Source organism: Bradyrhizobium sp. B124 (assembly GCF_038967635.1).
Taxonomy (GTDB): domain Bacteria; phylum Pseudomonadota; class Alphaproteobacteria; order Rhizobiales; family Xanthobacteraceae; genus Bradyrhizobium.
In genome coordinates, this window is the sequence record NZ_CP152413.1 from 6,641,137 (window position 1) to 6,659,986 (window position 18,850).

16 protein-coding genes and 1 other RNA gene are annotated in these 18,850 nt (G+C 65.5%); 8 read left to right on the plus strand and 9 right to left on the minus strand.

The window, feature by feature from the left end:
* The first annotated feature begins 59 nt into the window (after positions 1-59).
* From AAFG13_RS31610 to AAFG13_RS31620, 3 genes are all read left to right on the plus strand, one after another.
* Positions 60-1,262 (plus strand): efflux RND transporter periplasmic adaptor subunit, encoded by a 1,203-nt coding sequence (locus AAFG13_RS31610; protein WP_212314022.1) that lies wholly within the window; start codon positions 60-62, stop codon positions 1,260-1,262.
* Positions 1,263-1,268: 6 nt separating this feature from the next.
* Entirely contained in the window at positions 1,269-4,427 is a 3,159-nt protein-coding gene (locus AAFG13_RS31615) for a multidrug efflux RND transporter permease subunit (RefSeq protein WP_342709230.1), read from the plus strand.
* A gap of 104 nt (positions 4,428-4,531) precedes the next feature.
* Positions 4,532-5,674 (plus strand): AAA family ATPase, encoded by a 1,143-nt coding sequence (locus AAFG13_RS31620; RefSeq protein WP_342709231.1) that lies wholly within the window; start codon positions 4,532-4,534, stop codon positions 5,672-5,674.
* A 14-nt stretch (positions 5,675-5,688) separates the two neighbouring features.
* Here the strand turns inward: AAFG13_RS31620 and AAFG13_RS31625 are convergent, their stop codons facing one another.
* From AAFG13_RS31625 to tkt, 8 genes are all read right to left on the minus strand, one after another.
* Complete coding sequence (locus AAFG13_RS31625; RefSeq protein WP_212314016.1) at positions 5,689-6,483, minus strand: inositol monophosphatase family protein; 795 nt, start codon at positions 6,481-6,483, stop codon at positions 5,689-5,691.
* A gap of 219 nt (positions 6,484-6,702) precedes the next feature.
* Complete coding sequence (locus tag AAFG13_RS31630) at positions 6,703-7,776, minus strand: tetratricopeptide repeat protein (RefSeq protein ID WP_212314014.1); 1,074 nt, start codon at positions 7,774-7,776, stop codon at positions 6,703-6,705.
* Positions 7,777-7,783: 7 nt separating this feature from the next.
* Complete coding sequence (locus AAFG13_RS31635; RefSeq protein WP_212314012.1) at positions 7,784-8,461, minus strand: thiamine phosphate synthase; 678 nt, start codon at positions 8,459-8,461, stop codon at positions 7,784-7,786.
* Positions 8,462-9,487 carry a class I fructose-bisphosphate aldolase gene (locus AAFG13_RS31640; RefSeq protein WP_212314003.1) on the minus strand — a complete coding sequence of 342 codons (1,026 nt, stop codon included), beginning with the start codon at positions 9,485-9,487 and terminating at the stop codon, positions 8,462-8,464.
* Positions 9,488-9,689: 202 nt separating this feature from the next.
* Positions 9,690-10,757, minus strand: coding sequence for a class II fructose-bisphosphate aldolase (fba, locus tag AAFG13_RS31645; RefSeq protein ID WP_207833091.1), 1,068 nt, complete (start codon positions 10,755-10,757; stop codon positions 9,690-9,692).
* Between the two features lie 41 nt (positions 10,758-10,798).
* Entirely contained in the window at positions 10,799-11,995 is a 1,197-nt protein-coding gene (locus AAFG13_RS31650) for a phosphoglycerate kinase (protein ID WP_342709232.1), read from the minus strand.
* A gap of 142 nt (positions 11,996-12,137) precedes the next feature.
* Positions 12,138-13,145, minus strand: coding sequence for a type I glyceraldehyde-3-phosphate dehydrogenase (gene gap, locus AAFG13_RS31655; RefSeq protein WP_173638784.1), 1,008 nt, complete (start codon positions 13,143-13,145; stop codon positions 12,138-12,140).
* Positions 13,146-13,308: 163 nt separating this feature from the next.
* Positions 13,309-15,291: a transketolase gene (gene tkt / locus AAFG13_RS31660; protein ID WP_342709233.1), complete on the minus strand. Its 1,983-nt coding sequence runs from the start codon at positions 15,289-15,291 to the stop codon at positions 13,309-13,311.
* A gap of 337 nt (positions 15,292-15,628) precedes the next feature.
* Here tkt and AAFG13_RS31665 point away from each other — a divergent pair, with 337 nt between their 5' ends.
* Together AAFG13_RS31665 and AAFG13_RS31670 are read left to right on the plus strand one after the other, a co-directional pair.
* A complete protein-coding gene (locus AAFG13_RS31665) occupies positions 15,629-15,949 on the plus strand; it encodes a DUF4164 domain-containing protein (protein WP_342709234.1) in 321 nt (106 codons plus the stop codon).
* On the plus strand, positions 15,946-16,329 hold the full coding sequence (locus AAFG13_RS31670) for a cell division protein ZapA (RefSeq protein WP_092123645.1): 384 nt from the start codon (positions 15,946-15,948) through the stop codon (positions 16,327-16,329). Before AAFG13_RS31665 ends, AAFG13_RS31670 begins: the two co-directional genes overlap by 4 nt.
* Before the next feature lie 119 nt (positions 16,330-16,448).
* On the opposite strand, the gene AAFG13_RS31675 is transcribed toward AAFG13_RS31670, so the two are convergent.
* Positions 16,449-16,925 (minus strand): PaaI family thioesterase, encoded by a 477-nt coding sequence (locus AAFG13_RS31675; protein WP_212313995.1) that lies wholly within the window; start codon positions 16,923-16,925, stop codon positions 16,449-16,451.
* Between the two features lie 135 nt (positions 16,926-17,060).
* On the opposite strand from AAFG13_RS31675, the gene AAFG13_RS31680 reads away from it, so the two are divergent.
* The 3 genes from AAFG13_RS31680 (at position 17,061) to AAFG13_RS31690 (ending at position 18,850) form a co-directional block, all read left to right on the plus strand.
* Positions 17,061-17,690, plus strand: coding sequence for a TetR/AcrR family transcriptional regulator (locus AAFG13_RS31680; protein WP_342709235.1), 630 nt, complete (start codon positions 17,061-17,063; stop codon positions 17,688-17,690).
* Positions 17,691-17,911: 221 nt separating this feature from the next.
* A non-coding RNA gene (ssrS, locus tag AAFG13_RS31685) (6S RNA) lies at positions 17,912-18,072 on the plus strand.
* A 199-nt stretch (positions 18,073-18,271) separates the two neighbouring features.
* Positions 18,272-18,850: a 5-formyltetrahydrofolate cyclo-ligase gene (locus tag AAFG13_RS31690; RefSeq protein WP_342709236.1), complete on the plus strand. Its 579-nt coding sequence runs from the start codon at positions 18,272-18,274 to the stop codon at positions 18,848-18,850.

The window sequence follows — 18,850 nt, forward strand, 5'->3', positions numbered from 1 at the left end:
GCGCTGTCGCCGTGACACCGCCGTTCGTTTGTTCAAACCTCTCAGGGGCGATCATCTCAATGTCTGGACTTCGCGCGCAATCGGCATGCATTGCTCTGATGCTGGCCGTGACGGCGCCACTGCTTGCTGGCTGCGACGAACCGAATTCGGCAACCGCCGCCGTACAAGCACCCGAGCCGGACGTCAGTGTCGTCACTGTGAAGCAGCAGGCGCGCGCGATGGTGCGCGAGCTGCCGGGCCGCATCGCGCCGACCCGCGTCTCCGAGGTGCGCCCGCGCGTCTCGGGCATCGTCGTCAACCGCATGTTCCATCAGGGCAGCGAGGTGAAGGTCGGCGATCCGCTGTACCAGATCGATCCGCGCCCGTTCGAGGTCGAATTGCAGTCGACCGAGGCGGCGCTGGCGCGCGCCAAGGCGGTGCTGGAGCAGACCTCGCTGCAGGCCCGCCGTATCGCCACTCTCACCAACCAGCGCGCGACCTCGGAGGCCGAGAACGAGAAGGCGATCGCCAACCTGAAGCAGGCCGAAGCCGACGTGCAGGGCCGCGAGGCCGACGTCGCGCGTGCCAAGCTCAATCTGGATTACGCCACCATTCGCGCGCCGATCGACGGCATCATCGGTGCTGCGGTCATCAGCGAAGGCGCGCTCGTCGTGCAGAACGACGCCGCGAGCCTTGCGACCATCCAGCAGCTCGATCCGATCTATGCCGACTTCCAGCAGTCGGTCACCGAGATGAACCAGCTGCGTCGCGCCTTCGAGAGCGGCGATCTCGACCGCATCGAGGCCGACGCGATGAAGGTGCGTCTCGTGCTCGACGACGGCTCGATCTATCCGCTGCCGGGCAAGCTGCTGTTCTCCGACGCCAAGGTCGACGCCCATACCGGGCAGGTCACCCTGCGCGGTGAGTTCCCGAATCCGAATCGAGTCCTGCTGCCGGGCATGTATGTCCGCGTGCAGATCGAGCAGGGCATCGACACCGATGCGATCGCCGTGCCGCAGCAGGCGATCCAGCGCAATGGCGGCGGCGGCAGCGAGGTGTTCGTCGTCAAGGACGACAATCATGTCGCGGTGCAGCCGGTGCGCACCGGCTCGCTGCAGGGCGGTTCCTGGTTCGTGACCGAAGGCCTCAAGGCCGGCGACAAGGTCGTCGTCGAGGGTTTCCAGAAATTCGCCGCCGGCGACAAGGTTCGGCCGCTGGCCTGGCGTGACATCGACGCTGCTGCGGCACCGGATTCGCAGCAGACCGCGCACGCGGTGAAGTGATCCGATATGCCCAACTTCTTCATCGACAGGCCGATCTTCGCCTGGGTCGTCGCGCTATTCATCTGTCTGGTCGGCGCGATCTCGATTCCGCTCCTCGCGGTCGCGCAGTACCCGATCATCGCGCCGCCCTCGATCTCGATCTCGACGAGCTATCCCGGCGCGTCGCCTGAAAACCTCTACAACAGCGTCACGCGGCTGATCGAGGAGGAGCTCAACGGCGCCGCCAACATCCTGAACTTCGAATCGACGTCCGACTCGCTCGGCCAGGTCGAGATCATCGCCAATTTCAAGCCGGGCACCGACACCAGCCAGGCCTCGGTCGAGGTGCAGAACCGCCTCAAGCGCGTCGAGGCGCGGTTGCCGCGCGCCGTGATCCAGCAGGGCATCCTGGTCGAGGAGGCCTCGTCCGCCGTGCTGCAGATCATCACGCTGAACTCGACTGACGGCTCGCTGGATGAAGTCGGCCTCGGCGACTTCATGATCCGCAACGTGCTGGGCGAGGTGCGCCGCATTCCGGGCGTCGGCCGCGCTACGCTGTATTCGACCGAGCGGTCCTTGCGCATCTGGATCGATCCGGCCAAGCTGGTCGGCTACGGCCTGTCCGCCGACGACGTCAACAAGGCGATCACGGCGCAGAACGCCCAGGTCGCCTCCGGCAGCATCGGCGCCGAGCCGAGCACCGACACGCAGAAGATCTCCGCGCAGGTCCTGGTGAAGGGCCAGCTCTCCTCGCCCGACGAGTTCGGCGCGATCATCCTGCGCGCCAATCCCGACGGCTCGACGGTCCGCCTGCGCGACGTCGCGCGGATCGAGATCGGCGGCCTCAGCTACCAGTTCAACACCCGCCTCGACGGCAAGCCGACCGCCGGCCTCTCGGTGCTGCTGTCGCCGAAGGGCAATGCGCTGGCGACCGCGAGCGCGGTCGAAGCCAAGATGAAGGAGCTGTCGCGCTTCTTCCCGGCCAATATCTCCTACGAGATTCCCTACAACATCACGCCCGTCGTGAAGGCCTCGATCGAGAAGGTCCTGACGACGCTGGTCGAGGCGGTGGTGCTTGTGTTCATCGTGATGTTCTTATTTTTGCAGAACATCCGCTACACCATCATTCCGACCATCGTGGTTCCGGTGGCGCTGCTCGGCGCCTGCGCCACGCTGATGATCGCGGGCTTCTCGATCAACATGCTCACCATGTTCGGCATGGTGCTGGCGGTCGGCATCCTCGTCGACGACGCCATCGTTGTGGTCGAGAACGTCGAACGCATCATGGCCGAAGAGGGCCTGCCGCCGAAGGAAGCCACCAAGAAGGCGATGTCGCAGATCACCGGCGCCATCATCGGCATCACGCTGGTGCTGATGGCGGTGTTCGTGCCGATGGCGTTCTTCCCCGGCTCGGTCGGCATCATTTATCGCCAGTTCTCGGTCACCATGGTGGCGGCGATCGCGTTCTCGGCGCTGCTTGCGCTGTCGCTGACGCCGGCGCTGTGCGCGACGCTGCTGAAGCCGGTCGAGAAGGGCCACGGCCATGCCCGCAAGGGCGTGTTCGGCGCCTTCAACCGCGTGCTCGACAATGGCCGTGCCGGCTATGTCCGCACGGTGCAGGCCGGGCTAAAGCGCACCGGCCGCCTGATGCTGATCTATCTCGTGCTGTTCGCAGGCGTCGCCTACGGCTTCGTGCGGCTGCCCGGCGGCTTCCTGCCGGTCGACGACCAGGGCTTCATCACGACCGACGTGCAGACGCCGTCGGAGTCGTCTTATGCGCGGACCGAAGCTGCGGTCGAGCAGGTCGAGAAGTACCTGAAGAATCGCGCCGGCATCGAGAACGTCACGTTCCTCACCGGCTTCAGCTTCCTCGGCCAGGGCATGAACACTGCACAGGCCTTCATCACGCTGAAGGACTGGTCGGAGCGCGGCGCGAAGGATTCCGCCGCCGCCATCGTTGCCGATATCAACCGCGACCTGTCGTCGACGATCCGCGATGCCAGGATCTCGGCGCTGCAGCCGCCGCCGATCGACAACCTCGGCAATTCCTCGGGCTTCTCGTTCCGCCTGCAGGACCGCGGCCAGAAGGGCTATGCTGCGTTGATCGCGGCGTCCGACCGCCTGATCGCGGAGGCCAATGCCAGTCCTGTGCTGCAGAAGGTCTATGTCGAAGGCCTGCCGCCGGCGCCGCAGGTCAATCTGATGATCGACCGCGAGAAGGCCGGCGCGTTCGGCCTCACCTTCGAGGACATCAACAACACGATCTCGACCAACCTCGGCTCGAACTACATCAACGACTTCCCGAACCGCGGGCGCATGCAGCGCGTCATCGTGCAGGCCGACAAGACCAGCCGCATGAACGCGGACGACATCCTCAATTACAATGTGAAGAACAGCCGCGGCCAGCTGGTGCCGTTCTCGGCCTTCGCCACCATCGAATGGTCGAAGGGGCCCACTCAAATCGCGGGCTTCAACTATTATCCGGCGGTGCGTATCTCCGGCGAGGCGAAGCCCGGCTTCACTTCGGGTGATGCGATCGCGGAGATGGAGCGGCTTGCCGACAAGTTGCCGCGCGGCTTCGGCTATGAGTGGACCGGCCAGTCGTTGCAGGAGAAGCTGTCGGGCTCGCAGGCGCCGTTCCTGCTCGCGCTGTCGGTGCTGGTGGTGTTCCTGCTGCTGGCCGCGCTCTATGAGAGCTGGACTATTCCGCTCGCGGTGCTGCTCACGATCCCGCTCGGCATTCTCGGCGCCGTGGTGGCCGCGACGATGCGCGGGCTGTCGAACGATGTCTACTTCACCGTCGGCCTGATCACCATCATCGGTCTCGCCGCCAAGGACGCGATCCTGATCATCGAGTTCGCCAAGGACCTGCGCGCGCAGGGCAAGCCGCTGGTCGAGGCGACCATCGAGGCGTGCAGCTTGCGCTTCCGCCCGATCCTGATGACCGGTCTCGCCTTCGTTTGCGGCGTGCTGCCGATGGCGATCGCCACCGGCGCCGGCGGCGCCAGCCAGCAGGCGCTCGGCACCTCGGTGATGGGCGGCATGATCGCCGTCGTGATCCTGGCACTGCTCTTGGTGCCGGTGTTCTTCGTCAGCGTGCAGCGCGTGCTGGCGGGAGATCGCGAGAAGGCCCCCGCGAACGCCGAGGTCTATGGCCCGCCCGCGCCGGCCAGGATTGGTCATTGATGTCCGAGATCGGGGGCGCCTTGCTTTCGCAGGCCGGCCAATCCAGATTGCATCTCTGGATTGAACGGGGGGCGTGGAGGCAACCCGGGAATTGAGGGCATGTGATGCGGCCGACCGATATTGCGATCTCGAATTATCGCTCCATTCGGCGGCTCACCATGCCCATTCAGCCGCTGTCGGTCTTCGTCGGCGAGAACGGCGTCGGCAAATCCAATCTCTACAAGTCCCTGTCGCTGCTGCGCGACGCGGCGACCGGCCGGATCACGCGCACCATCGCCGATGAAGGTGGATTGAACTCGGTCGGCTGGTCCGGCATCCGCAGGCGGGGCGAGGATGGACGGCTGCGCCTGGAGGTCAAATTCGATCACGTCAAATACGCGATCGAGCTCGGACATCCCGGCCCGCTCGAGGCGGCATTTCCCGGCGAGCCGATGATCAAGTCCGAACGCATCGAGGCGATCCACGGCAAGCGAAAAGTCCTGATGATGGAGCGGACCAATTCGCACGTGAGTGTCCGCGGCGAGAGCGGCGCCTGGAGCGAGCACAAGGATGCGGTGCTGCCGTCGGAAACCGCGCTCGCGGATTTCCTCGACGGCAGGGCGTGCCCCGAGATCGACCTGATCCGAAGCGCGCTGCAGAGCTGGCGCTTCTACCACGATTTTCGCACCGATCCGGCATCGCCGATCCGAAAGCCGTGTCTCGCGATCACGACGCCCTCGCTGAGCGCCGATGGCAGCGATCTGCCTGCCGCTTTGGCAACGCTCAGCGCGATCAGGCAGGATGCGGTCGACTTGCAGGATGCGATCGAGGATGCGTTCCCGGGCGCCGAGCTCCGGGCATGGGCGGAAAACGGGCGGTGCGAGTTCGAGCTGCAGCAGGCGGACGTGCCACGTCCGTTCAAGGCGCACGAGCTATCCGACGGCACGCTGAAATATATTTGCCTGCTCGCCGTGTTCATGGGCTATCGGCTGCCGCCGTTCATCGCGCTGAACGAACCCGAGACCAGCCTGCATCCATCGCTGCTGGCGCCATTGGCGAGGCTGATCGCCAAGGCGTCGCGCCGCGCCGACATCTGGATCGTCACCCATTCGGAACATCTGATGGAGGCGCTGCGAACCGAGAGCGCGGTCCCGCTTCGCCGGGTGATCAAGGCAAAGGGCGCCACCACCATCGAGGGCCTGACCCTCGGCGGTGAATTTCGTGACGGCGAAGACGACGAAGACGAAGATGACGACGACGACGACTAGATTGCGCTGTCGCGTTACTGCCCGAGCGGCTTGAGGATCTTGATCAGCTCGCCGTGCACGAACTCGTTGCCGCAGACGACGTGGCCGGTTTGCAGCGGGTCGTCACTGCCCTGGATGCCGGAGACGGTGCCGCCGGCTTCGCGGACCATCAGCAGGCCCGCTGCGACGTCCCAGGATTGCAGATTGCGTTCCCAATAGCCGTCGAGGCGGCCGGCGGCGACGAAGGCGAGGTCGAGCGAGGCGGCGCCGAAGCGGCGGAAGCCTGCGACCTTGCTCTGCAACGCTGCCATCTCCTGCAGCGCCAGCTGGTGATTGCCGCGGCCGATATGCGGCAGGCCGCAGGCGACCACGCATTCGTTGAGCTGGCGGCGGCCGGCGACGCGCAGCCGCTGGTCGTTGAGGAACGCGCCCTTGCCGCGCTCGGCGATGTAGAGCTCGTCATTGGCGGGATTGTAGATCACGCCGGCGATGATCGTGTCTTCGCGCTGAAGCCCGATCGAGATCGCGAATTGCGGGATGCCGTGCAGGAAGTTGGTGGTGCCGTCCAAGGGATCGACGATCCAGGTGTGGCTCTTGTCGCCACCTTCGCGCTTGCCGCCTTCCTCGCCGAGGAACCCGTAACCGGGCCGGGCCTTTTCGAGGTCGGTGTAGAGCATCTCCTCGGCGCGCTTGTCGGCGAGCGAGACGAAGTTCGCCGGCCCCTTCAGCGACACCTGGAGGTGTTCGATCTCGCCGAGGTCGCGCTTGAGGCTGCGGCCGGCGCGGCGCGCGGCCTTGACCATGACATTGATGAGGGCGGAGTAGAGCATGATGAACGGTTTCTTTGCGATTGTGCTGGAGGGCCGGCCCAAACGTGGTCCCGTCATCCTGAGGAGCGGGGAACGCGCGTCTCGAAGGATGAACGGCCACCAGCCGGGCCGTTCATCCTTCGAGGCTCGCTCCGCTCGCACCTCAGGATGACGGGGCGGGAGGGGAACTGCCTTGGATTGCCGGACTGGGTGCCCTCTGGAGGCCGCCCCGTCAAGGCGTCATTTGACGTTGTTTCCGATCCATTTTCGCGCGGCTGCTTCGCCCTTGGCGCGGTCTTCCTGGCTCATGTCGGCGAGGATGTCGTCGAGATCGGGGTCGCCCTTGCCGGCCGTCTTGGCGACCGTGTGCCATTTCAGCGCCTCGACCTTGTCCACCGGGGCGCCGGCGCCGGTCGCCAGCACGTGGGCGAGGCGGTTTTGCGCGATCGCGCTGTTCTGCCGGGCCGCCTTGCGCAGCATCGCCACTGCCGCCGGCACGTTCCGCGGCGTGCCGGCCCCGTTGTAGAGCGCGATGGCATATTCGACCTCGGCATCGACATTGTCGGCCAGCGACGCGGCCTGCAGCAGCCGGGCCGCCTTTTCGAGGTCCTTCGGCACGCCGGTGCCTTCCTTGTAGAAGGTCGCGAGCGCGTATTGCGCCTCGGGGCTGCCGGCGTCCGCGGCCATCCGCAACAGTTCGGCGGAGCGCTTGAGGTCCTGCGGCAGGGTCTGGCCGTCGAGATAGAGCAGCGCGAGGTTATAGGCCGCCTTCGGCTCGCCGAGCTTGGCCGACGAGGCCAGCAGCTTGACCGCGGAATCCTTGTCCACCGTGCCGCCACGGCCCGCGATCCGCATCATCGCGAGCGCGAACATCGCCTCACGATCGCCGGCATCGGATGCGCGCTTGTACCAATCGTCCGCCTTGACGTAGTCGCGCTTGACGCCGAGCCCGTTGGCATAGAGCTCGCCCAGCATCGTCATTGCCTTGGCATCGTTGCTGTTCTGCGCGCGCACCATCGCCAGATCGAATGCGGTCTTGTACATGCCGCGCTGATAGGCGCCGTAGACGAGATCGACATTGGGATCATCAGGCGTCGGGGTCGGCGAGGGCGTCGGGGTGGCCGTTGGTGTGGCGGCGGGCTTCGGCGCGGGCTTCTTCGCGGCGGGCGCATGCACCTTCGGCTTCTCTTTCGGCGCCTCCTTCTTCGCGGGCGGCGGCGTCTGTGCCGGCGGCGTGATCGAGAGCTGCGCCATCGCACCGCTCGCCAGCATCATGCAGCCGAGCGCAACACCTATCGGACGCAGGCGGTTCATTCCGGCGTCATCCCTCGGCCTTGGCCTGGCCCAACGTGCCGGCATGCGCCTCTGCAATCGCTGCGCCGATCTCGGCGAGTGCCGCCTTGGCGCCGCGCGGATCGGACCAGAGGAGGTCTCCGACCAGCACGAAATCCGCGCCGGCCGCGGCGAATGCCTCGGCTTCCTCGCGCGAGGTCGCAAAGCCGACGCAGGGCGGCTCGAACAATTCGTCCCACCATTCCAGCCGCTCGGCGATCGCCTCAAGCGAGGGCCGCTGTCCGTTGGCGTCGGGCTCGCCGAACAGCACATAATCGGCACCGGCTTCGCCCGCGGCCATGGAATCGTGGCGCGTCGCGAGCCCGCCGACGCCTGCGATGCGGTCGGGTTTCAGCGAGGGCATCGCCTCTTCCATCGCGGCGACGCCGGTCAGATGCGCGCCGTCGGCGCCGGCGCGGGCCACGATGTCGGGATGGCCGTCGATCAGCAGTGCCGCGCCCGCGTTCTGGATCGCAGGCGCCAGCGCCTTGATGGTGGAGATCATGCTGCGCGGATCGGTCTCGCGTAGCCGCACCAAGACGGCCGCGACGTCGGCCGCTGCGAGCAGGTCGGCAAGCTCGGCCGCTAGCCGCGCGGGCTCGTCGACCGGCGGGGTTGCCAGATAGAGGCGCGGCGCCGGCCGCGGCGGAACGGGCTTGGTCGCCAACTATGCCGCCTGTTTCTCGAGGCCGGCTTCCCAATTGCCGGTGCTCGCGAGCCCGTTCATCCGGGCGCGATGCGAGAACGCGCGCTGGCCCGCCGGGACGTTGTCGGGCTTGCCGGACCACGCCTTTTGCGGCGCCGCCTGCAGCGCACGGCCATAGGAGAAGGTCAGCCGCCAGGGCAGGTGGCCGATCTTGTTCATGGCGTCGAGATGCGCGGTCGCCTCCTCGTCGCTCTGTCCGCCGGAGAGGAAAGCGATGCCCGGCACCGCGGCCGGCACGCAACTCTTGAGCAGGCGGATGGTCTTCTCGGCGACTTCCTGCACCGACGCCTGCTTCGGGCATTTCTTGCCCGAGATCGCCATGTTGGGCTTCAGGATCATGCCTTCCAGCGCGACGCGCTGCACCCGCAATTCCTGGAAGGTGCGGTTCAGCACGCGCTGCGTCACCTCATAGCAGCGGTCGATGTCGTGATCGCCGTCCATCAGCACCTCAGGCTCGACGATCGGGACGATCTGCGCGGCCTGGCACAGCGCCGCGTAGCGCGCCAGCGCGTGCGCATTGACGCGGACTGCGGTCTGGGTCGGGATTCGCGGCCCGATATCGATCACGGCGCGCCATTTCGCAAAGCGCGCACCGCGCTCGTAATATTTCTTCAAGCGCTCGGCGAGCTTGTCGAGACCGACGGTGACGAGTTCGCCCGGGCAGTTCGGCAGCGCCTGGGTGCCTTCATCGACCTTGATGCCAGGGATTGCGCCGGCCTGTTCGATCAGCTTGACCAGCGGCGTACCATCCTTGGCATTCTGCCAGATCGTCTCGTCGTAGAGGATGACGCCGGAGATGTACTTGCTCATCGCATCCTGCGAGCGGAACAGCATCTCGCGGTAGTCGCGGCGACTGTCTTCGGTCGAATCGACCTTGATGGCGTCGAAACGCTTCTTGATGGTGCCGGAGGATTCGTCGGCGGCGAGGATGCCCTTGCCCGGGGTGACCATGGCGAGTGCAATTTTGTTGAGGTCAGCGAGGTTCATCGGGGGCGTCCTCCGGAGCCATTGCCTTTGCAAACCAAAATAGGCGGTTCTCGGGCAAATGCCTAGAAAACGTTCGTCGCGGCCGATGTTTGTCGCAGCCGGCGATCAAGCTCCGGGACACCGTTTCCAACTGCGTCAGAGCCGGTGTCCCGCCTTAATGATTCAGGCGAGAAGTTGTCAGGCGATCTCTCAGGCGACCTTGTCAGGCGACTTTGGGATCGAGCGCGCCCGAAGCGTAGCGCTTGGCCATTTCCGCCGTGGTCAGCACCTTCTTGATCTTGCTGGCCTGGCCCGCGGTATTGAACTCCTGCAGGCGCTGCTTGCACAGCTTGGTCATCGCCTCCATCGCGGGCTTCAGGTACTTGCGCGGATCGAACTCTTCCGGATTGTCCTTCAGCACCTTGCGGATCTGGCCGGTCATCGCCATCCGGTTGTCGGTGTCGATGTTGATCTTGCGCACGCCGTTCTTGATGCCGCGCTGGATCTCGGCGACCGGCACGCCCCAGGTCGGCTTCATCTTGCCGCCATTGGCGTTGATGATCTCCTGCAGCTCCTGCGGCACCGACGAGGAGCCGTGCATCACGAGATGCGTGTTCGGCAGCTTGCGATGGATTTCCTCGATCACGTTCATGGCGAGGATGTCGCCGTCGGGCTTGCGGGTGAACTTGTAGGCGCCGTGCGAGGTGCCCATCGCGATCGCGAGGGCGTCGACCTTGGTTTCCTTGACGAACTTCACGGCCTCGTCGGGATTGGTCAGCAGCTGGTCATGCGACAGCTTGCCCTCGGCGCCGTGGCCGTCTTCCTTGTCGCCCATGCCGGTCTCGAGTGAGCCGAGCACGCCGAGCTCGCCCTCCACCGAGATGCCGCCGAGATGGGCCATGCCGGTCACGGTCCTCGTGACGCCGACATTGTAGTCCCAGTCGCCGGGGGTCTTGCCGTCGGCCTTCAGCGAGCCGTCCATCATGACGGAGGTGAAGCCGGCCTGGATCGCGGTCATGCAGGTGGCGGGCTCGTTGCCGTGGTCGAGATGCACGCAGACCGGGATCTGCGGGTAGATCTCGGTGACGGCGTCCATCATGTGCTTGAGCATGACGTCGTTGGCGTAGGACCGCGCGCCGCGCGAGGCCTGGATGATGACGGGTGCGTCGACCTCGGAGGCCGCGGCCATGATCGCCAGCGCCTGCTCCATGTTGTTGATGTTGAAGGCAGGTACGCCGTAATCATGCTCGGCCGCGTGATCGAGCAGTTGCCGCAATGTTATGCGAGCCATTCCATTTCTCCCTGTAATGCGCGTTCGCGGATTGACCTAAATCAACGGTTTTTCAAAACTTCGACGCCCGGCAGCGGCTTGCCTTCCATCCATTCAAGAAACGCGCCGCCCGCGGTCGAGACGTAGGAAAAATCACCGGCGACGCCCGCTTGGTTGAGCGCCGCGACGGTATCGCCGCCGCCGGCGACCGAGACCAGCTTTTTGGCCCGGGTGCGCTCGGCGGCATGCTTGGCCGACACCACGGTGCCGCGGTCGAACGGCGTCAATTCGAAGGCGCCGAGCGGTCCGTTCCAGACCAGCGTCGCGGCGTCGTCGATCGCGGCATGGATGCGCGCGATCGATTGCGGGCCGACGTCCAGGATCATGCCGTCGGCCGGGATCGCGTCGAGGCCATAGGCATGCGACGGCGCGTTGGCGGCGAACTGGTTGGCGACGACCGCGTCAACGGGCAGGATGATCGCGCAATTGGCCGCATTGGCCTTCTCCATGATCCGCAGCGCGGTCGCGGCGAGGTCCTTTTCGGCGAGCGACTTGCCGACGGCGATGCCCTGCGCGTGCAGGAAGGTGTTGGCCATGCCGCCGCCGATCACCAGCGCATCGACCTTGCTCACGAGGTTTTCCAATAGATCGATCTTGGTCGAGACCTTGGCGCCGCCGATGATCGCGATCACGGGCTTGGTCGGGGCTTCCAGCGCCTTGCCGAGTGCGTCGAGCTCGGCCTGCATGGTGCGGCCGGCATAGGCCGGCAGCTTGTGGCCGAGGCCTTCGGTCGAGGCGTGGGCGCGGTGCGCGGCGGAAAAGGCGTCGTTGACCCAGATGTCGCCGAGCTTGGCGAGTTCAGCGACGAAGCCGGCGTCGTTCTTTTCCTCTTCCTTGTGGAAGCGGGTGTTCTCAAGGCAGAGGATGTCGCCATCCTTGAGGGCCGCAACCGCCTTGGCCGCGGGCTCGCCGATGCAATCCTCGGCGAAGGCGACCGGGCGCTTGATTACCTTCGACAGCGCCTCGGCGACCGGCTTCAGCGACTCCTTGGGATCGCGGCCCTTGGGCCGGCCGAAATGGGCGAGCAGGATCACCTTGCCGCCCTTGTCGGAGATCTCGGTGATGGTGGGAGCAACGCGCTCGAGCCGGGTGGCGTCGGTGACGCGGCCGCCTTCCATGGGAACGTTGAGGTCGACGCGCAGCAGCACGCGCTTGCCCTTCACGTTGACGTCGTCGAGGGTGCGGAACGATTTGGTCATGGGCGTTTCCTGTGCGGCCGGACACAGCCGTCCAGTGGACGGCGTCGCTTTCGCTTGCCGATGTCGCGGCCGTTGAGGTCGCGAATGCGGGGGCAAACACGCAGATGCCCGGCGCTCGGCCGGGCATCACGAACAGTCGAATTTAGATCAGCTTGCCGATCGCAACGGCGGTGTCCGCCATGCGGTTCGAGAAGCCCCACTCATTGTCGTACCAGGCCATCACGCGCACCAGCGTGCCGTTCTGCACCTTGGTCTGGTCCATGTGGAAGGTGGCCGAGTGCGGATCGTGGTTGAAGTCGATCGAGACGTTCGGCGCGGTGGTGAAGCCGAGGATGCCCTTGAGTTGCTGCTCGGAGGCGCGCTTCATCGCCTCGTTGATTTCCTTGGCGTCGGTGGCACGCTTGGCGACGATCTTCAGATCGATCACCGAGACGTTCGGGGTCGGCACGCGGATCGAGACGCCGTCGAGCTTGCCCTTCAGTTCCGGCAGCACCAGGCCGATAGCTTTCGCGGCACCGGTCGAGGTCGGGATCATCGACATCGCCGCGGCGCGACCGCGATAGAGATCCTTGTGCAGGGTGTCGAGCGTCGGCTGGTCGCCGGTATAGGCGTGGATCGTGGTCATGAAGCCGGTCTCGATGCCGACCGTCTCGTTCAACACCTTGGCAACCGGCGCGAGGCAGTTGGTGGTGCAGGAGCCGTTGGAGACGACGAGCTGATCCTTGTTCAGCGTGTCGTGGTTGACGCCGTAGACGATGGTGGCGTCAGCGCCATCGGCCGGGGCCGAGACCAGCACGCGCTTGGCGCCGGCGGTGAGGTGCGCAGAGGCCTTGTCCTTGGCGGTGAAGATGCCGGTGCATTCCAGCGCGATGTCGACGCCGAGGGCCTTCCACGGCAGCTTGGAGGGATCGCGCTCGGCCGAGACCTTGATCTTGTTGTCGCCCACGCTGATCGAATCGCCATCGACGGTCACGGTGCCCGGAAAGCGGCCATGCACGGAATCGAAGCGCAGCAGGTGCGCGTTGGTCTCGACCGGGCCGAGGTCGTTGATGCCGACCACCTCGATGTCCTTGCGGCCGGACTCGGCGATGGCGCGCAACACATTGCGGCCGATACGCCCAAACCCGTTGATCGCGACGCGGATTGCCATGCTGTGTCTCCTCTAAAAGCTGCTGCCGGCCCCGTGGGAGGTGTCCCACGAGGGTTTTACGGCGGAACGCCCGGTTCAGCCGGACGCGAGCGGAAAAGATGGAGCTTTGGTAATCCTTTTTCGCGGCAAGCTCAACCTTCGACCGGCGGGTGTCAGGCCGGCGTCAGACGCGCTTCAGGGCAGCGTTAACGACGGCCTCCGCAGTAATGCCGAAATGCGGGAAAAGGTCCTTCGCCGGGGCGCTGGCGCCGAAACCGTGCATGCCGACGAATTCACCGTCGCGGCCGATCACGGCATCCCAGCCCCAGCGCACCGCGGCCTCGATCGCGATCTTGACCGGGGCGTTGCCGATCACGGCATTTTGCCGCTCGGCGGGCTGCGCCAGCAGCAATTCCAGCGACGGGACCGAGACGACCCGCGTCGCGATGCCGCGCCCGGCGAGCTGCTTCTGCGCCTCGACCGCGATCTGGACCTCGGAACCGGACGCGAACAATGACACTTTTGCGTCGCCTTGCGCCGCGACTAGTTCGTAGGCGCCGTGGCTGCACGGATTGTCGTTCGGCGCCGTGGTGCGGAGCTGCGGCAGGTTCTGGCGGGTCAGCGCCAGCACGGTTGGCCCGTCGATCCGGTTGAGCGCGAGTTCCCAGCACTCGGCGGTCTCGACCGCGTCGCAGGGACGGAACACGCGCATGTTGGGCATCGCGCGCAGCGCGGAGAGATGCTCGACCGGCTGGTGCGTCGGGCCGTCCTCGCCGAGGCCGATCGAATCGTGGGTCATCACATAGACCACGCCAGTGCCCATCAGCGCCGACAGCCGCATCGCACCGCGCGCATAGTCGGTGAACACCAGGAAGGTGGCGCCGTTCGGCGCGAAGCCGCCATGCAGGAAGATGCCGTTGAGGCACGCCGCCATGCCGTGTTCACGGATGCCGTAATGGATGAAGCGGCCCTTCGGGGTCTTGGCGGCGAACCCCACTGCCGACTTCGCCTTGTTGTTGTTGGAGCCGGTGAGGTCGGCGGAGCCGGCCACGAATTCCATCGGCATCGCGGCGGCGATCACTTCGATCGCGGCTTCCGACGACTTGCGGGTCGCGACGTTGAGCGGATTTTCCAGCAGGCCCTTCTTGAAGGCGCGCAGCCCCTTGGCGAGCGATTGCGGCCGTTCGTGACGCAGGCGGCGCTCGAACTCGGCGCGCTTGCGGTTGCCGAGCTGCGCGAACTGCTCGTCCCACGCCTTGTGCTCGGCGGCGCCGCGGGCGCCCGCCTCACGCCAGGCCTTCAGCACGTCGTCGGGCACCGAGAACGGCTCGAGCGAGATGCCGAGCTTCTCCTTGGCGCCCTTGAGCTCGGCGGCGCCGAGCGCCTCGCCATGCGCCTTGGCGGTGCCGGCCCTGGTCGGTGCGCCGAAGCCGATCGTGGTCTTACAGGCGATCATCGAAGGCTTGCTGGATTTCTGCGCACGGGTGATCGCAGCGGCGATCGCCTGCGGATCATGGCCATCGATCAATTCGGCGGCCCAGCCGGCGGACTTGAAGCGCTTCACCTGGTCGACGGAATCGGAGATCGAGGTCGGGCCGTCGATCGAGATGCCGTTGTCGTCGTACAGCACGATCATCTTGTTGAGGCGCCAGTGGCCGGCCAGCGCGATCGCCTCCTGCGAGATGCCTTCCATCAGGTCGCCGTCGGAGGCGAGCACATAGGTGTGGTGGTTGACGATCTTCTTGCCGAACTCTGCGGCGAGCATCTTCTCGGCGAGCGCCATGCCGACTGCGGTGGCAATGCCCTGGCCGAGCGGGCCGGTGGTGGTCTCAATGCCTTTGGTGTGGAAATTCTCCGGGTGTCCCGGCGTCAGCGATCCGAGCTGGCGGAAATGCTTGAGCTGGTCGAGCGTCATGTCCTTGTTGCCGGTCAGGTACAGCAACGCATAGAGCAGCATCGAGCCGTGGCCGGCCGACAGCACGAAGCGGTCGCGATCGGGCCACGCCGTGTCGGCGGCATCGAATTTCAAGAATTTGGTGAACAGGACGGTCGCGATGTCGGCGGCGCCCATCGGCAGGCCGGGATGGCCGGAATTCGCCTTCTCGACGGCGTCCATGGCAAGGCCACGGATCGCATTGGCCATACGGGTGTGATCGACCTGCGTCATGATGAAAAGTCCGCCTGGAATGAGGAGCTGAATGCTGGACGCATCGGGGCGGGCAGCCGCGATACGCGCGTGGATGGCCTTACGGGTTGGAGGGTGGATTAGCACCTCAATTCCGCAAGTCCAAGGCGATGAAACGCCCCAAAACGGGGAAAAGTTGCTCAAAATGGCCCAATTTCATTGAACGGTGCATAGTTTGGCGCCGCCGTTGCACTCGGCTCGCTTGCCACGTAAATTTCGTCCGCTAACCGCTTGCCGAACCGCCAGTTTTGCCGTGCGGCAGGCTTGTTTCCGGCAGGCTACTCCAGCTAGCCAATTTGAAGGGTCCACACCGCGTGTCATGAGTGATCGTCTCACCAACGGCTCTGGCAATACCGAGGCACCGCTCGCCGATATCGATGCTGCGACAAAGCGGCTGATGGCAGCGCTCGATGCGCTGGAGAGCTCGGTGGAGCGGCGCCGCGAGGCCGACCGCGACGAAAACGAATTGGCGAGCCGGATCCAGGCGCTCGGCGCCGATCGCTCCAGGCTTGCCGACGAACTCGACGGATCGCTGGTGAAGACGCGCAAGCTCGAGCGCGTCAATCGCGACATCGCAGAAAAGCTCGATGCAGCGATCGGCACCATTCGCGCCGTGCTCGAGGGCGGAGAAGGCAGATGAGCCACATCAACGTCACCATCAACGGCCGGCAATACCGGATGGCCTGCGAGGAGGGCCAGGAGGTGCGGCTCCTGAAGCTCGCAGAAAACCTCCAGCAGCGCGTCGAGTCGCTGCGCGGCAAGTTCGGCGAGATCGGCGATGCGCGGCTCACCGTGATGGCGGCGCTCACCGCCTGCGACGAACTGGTCGATGCGGGTGCACGCATCCGCAGCCTCGAGGAAGAGGTCGAGCAGCTACGCAATGCCCGCACAGCCGCCACCGACCGCGCCCGCGCGACCCAGACCGCGGTCTCCAACGCGCTCAACGCCGCCGCCGAGCGGATCGAGCGCACCACGCAGGTGCTCAACCGCACCATCGGCGGCGGCATCGCGATCGGCTGAAGTTCGCGGCAGCTTCACCTGCGGGCCGGACTGAAATGATCGGACGCCACCGGATGCGATCTATTTGCCCGCATCTGCCAACGATCGTTTGCCGGACCGAATGATTGGCACATGGCGCGTTAGCGCTCCGGCCGCACCGCGACCCGATATGTCGACGTGATATGGGCGCAAGGGTCTGGTTCGCCGTCGCAAGTCAGCCAGCATTCGAGATAATGCAGGCGGCGGCCGCGGCGCACGATGCGCGCCTCCGCGATCAGATCCGAAGCCCTGGCTGGCCGCAGGAAGGTGATGTTGAAGCCTGCCATCACCGGGATAACGTTGGCTCCGAGGGCCGCCAGGACGCAGCCGTACATCGTGGTGTCGGCAAGGCCCATCACCGTCGGTCCCGAAAACACGCCGCCGCTGCCGTCTTGCCACAACTCGGCTCCCATGAACGCCTGCCGATACGGAAGCCGGACGCGGATCGCGTTCGGTCCGACGTTCTCGACGATCTCGCCGTGGTGGTCGATGCTCGGCAGGTTTCGGATGATCGCCCGCCGCACTTGCTCGGCATCCAGCAGAGGCTCAATGGAGCGTGCCGTCTCGTGTTCACGCATGGTGCTCTCCGGGAGAGATTCTGAACTGCGTCTGGGGTCGGAAGTCCCTGGGGCCGCCGCGCCAACCTGCGCTTGTCCAAGCCGAATAACAATGTTATTCATTAGGAACGATGTTACAAAACCGGCAAGGAGTCAATGTCTGCCGCTGCGCAAACCTATCAGACGACCCTCGACCTTCATCGTCGTCGCGTGATCGTTGACGCCGCGCGTCGTGTATTTGAGGCCAGCGGCCTCGAAGGCGCGTCGATCAGGGCGATCGCGCAAATGGCCGGGTGCACGACCGGCGCGATCTACCCGCTGTTTCGATCGAAGGAGGAAGTATTCGCGGCGGTGCTGGGTGAATCGTTGTTGGCAGTCACTGAAGAAGTCAGGGCAGCGATGGACGGCATCGCTGTTCCCGCGAAATCCCTTCGACGCGGCACCCTTGCAATATACAAATATTACGACGCGCATCCGTCCGAGCTGACGCTGTCGCTCGTGCTGTTCAATGGGGAGCGCAAGAAGAAGCTCGGGTCCGGATTGGACGAGGCCCTCAAGCGGCAACTGGACGCTCTGCTCGCTCTGCTCGCGGAGCAGGTCCGCAAGGCCACGGCGAAGCCGTTTCTGCCGATGGTCCGTATCGAGGCCACCGCGCTTATCACGCATCTGGTCGGGTTGCTCGTGCTCAAGCACGGGGGAAGGATCGATGTGCTCGGCAACAACGCGCCGGTTCTGCTGGCGCACTACACCAAGAACATGGTTGCGCGGCTGAGCGGCAGAGGCTGATTGAGGGGCCAGCTCGGTCGGCGATCGGGCGGCGGGGCCGGCTTTGGCTCGCCCGCTTCCTCTGGTGCCGCGACGGAGCGCACGCCAGGCACCGGATGTTTTGCACTCCGGCGGAAGCCGAGCACGGCGCCGGCGCCTGATTTGCGGAAGTCCGCCCCTTGTTTGCGGAAGTCCGCCCCTTGCCGCTGGCGGAACCGGCACTTCGTCGCTACATTGGCCCTGCGAAGCTGCGTCGTGCGTCAGGAGCCATATATCCCCGGGGCCTTATCGATCCTTTAGGGAACTGTCCCTGGCCGGGTCCGTGGACCCGGACATATGGTGCCCACCTACTTTCGTAGGGAACTCCGGGATCGAGCGCTCCAACGGCCTCTGCGGCTTCGCACTGATTTTTGCTGTTGCCTTGTCGTCGCGCTGCGGCGGTTTGATTAGCAGTTCCCCCGCAATGGGTCTCGTCATCGGCTCGCCCGCTGGCAGGCTCCTCGCGGGGTGTCCAGTACGCCGCGGCCTGGTCAAACGAATGCTAGCGTTTCTGAGTGCCGGCTCGTTCGCGTTTTGCGGACGATGACAGCGGAAGATGGATCATGCACGCAGCTCCATCGAAGGCCGAGCTTCGGGCGCTTGCCCTCGCCAAGCGCGACGCGCTGAGCGATGAGCAGCGCGCGGCGGCCGCCGAAGCCCTCGCCAAGCGCGGCGCGCCGTTCGAGATCACGCAAGGCATGATCGTCTCGGGCTATGCGCCGATCCGCAGCGAGCTCGATCCGGCCCCGCTGATGAAGAAGCTTGCCGAAAAGGGTGCGCGGCTTGCGCTGCCCTGCATCAATGCGCGCGGCCAGTCGCTGACCTTCCGCAGCTGGTCGCCGCAGGACCGGCTGATGCTCGGGCCGCTCGGCATTCCCGAGCCGTCGCCGGCCGCGGCCGAGGTGCATCCCGACGTGATGCTGGTGCCGCTTGCGGCCTTCGACAAGCTCGGCCACCGCATCGGCTACGGCGCCGGCTATTACGACTATACCTTTGCACATCTGCGCAAGGCCAAGCATGTGATCGGGGTGGGGGTCGCCTTTGCTGCACAGGAAACCAAGGCCATTCCGGCGCTGTCGCACGACGTCCCGCTCGATTATGTGCTAACGGAGCGCAAGACGTTCGATTTCCGGAGTAGCTAG

What these genes read in the sequence shown, in the direction of transcription:
- AAFG13_RS31640 (WP_212314003.1), bottom strand. Translation starts at nt 9,487, where the DNA reads ATGAACCTCGCTGACCTCAACAAAATTGCACTCGCCATGGTCACCCCG.
- AAFG13_RS31630 (WP_212314014.1), bottom strand. Translation starts at nt 7,776, where the DNA reads ATGAACCGCCTGCGTCCGATAGGTGTTGCGCTCGGCTGCATGATGCTG.
- AAFG13_RS31620 (WP_342709231.1), top strand. Translation starts at nt 4,532, where the DNA reads ATGCGGCCGACCGATATTGCGATCTCGAATTATCGCTCCATTCGGCGG.
- AAFG13_RS31665 (WP_342709234.1), top strand. Translation starts at nt 15,629, where the DNA reads ATGAGTGATCGTCTCACCAACGGCTCTGGCAATACCGAGGCACCGCTC.
- tkt (WP_342709233.1), bottom strand. Translation starts at nt 15,291, where the DNA reads ATGACGCAGGTCGATCACACCCGTATGGCCAATGCGATCCGTGGCCTT.
- AAFG13_RS31680 (WP_342709235.1), top strand. Translation starts at nt 17,061, where the DNA reads ATGTCTGCCGCTGCGCAAACCTATCAGACGACCCTCGACCTTCATCGT.
- AAFG13_RS31650 (WP_342709232.1), bottom strand. Translation starts at nt 11,995, where the DNA reads ATGACCAAATCGTTCCGCACCCTCGACGACGTCAACGTGAAGGGCAAG.
- AAFG13_RS31670 (WP_092123645.1), top strand. Translation starts at nt 15,946, where the DNA reads ATGAGCCACATCAACGTCACCATCAACGGCCGGCAATACCGGATGGCC.
- AAFG13_RS31690 (WP_342709236.1), top strand. Translation starts at nt 18,272, where the DNA reads ATGCACGCAGCTCCATCGAAGGCCGAGCTTCGGGCGCTTGCCCTCGCC.
- fba (WP_207833091.1), bottom strand. Translation starts at nt 10,757, where the DNA reads ATGGCTCGCATAACATTGCGGCAACTGCTCGATCACGCGGCCGAGCAT.
- AAFG13_RS31610 (WP_212314022.1), top strand. Translation starts at nt 60, where the DNA reads ATGTCTGGACTTCGCGCGCAATCGGCATGCATTGCTCTGATGCTGGCC.
- AAFG13_RS31615 (WP_342709230.1), top strand. Translation starts at nt 1,269, where the DNA reads ATGCCCAACTTCTTCATCGACAGGCCGATCTTCGCCTGGGTCGTCGCG.
- gap (WP_173638784.1), bottom strand. Translation starts at nt 13,145, where the DNA reads ATGGCAATCCGCGTCGCGATCAACGGGTTTGGGCGTATCGGCCGCAAT.
- AAFG13_RS31625 (WP_212314016.1), bottom strand. Translation starts at nt 6,483, where the DNA reads ATGCTCTACTCCGCCCTCATCAATGTCATGGTCAAGGCCGCGCGCCGC.
- AAFG13_RS31675 (WP_212313995.1), bottom strand. Translation starts at nt 16,925, where the DNA reads ATGCGTGAACACGAGACGGCACGCTCCATTGAGCCTCTGCTGGATGCC.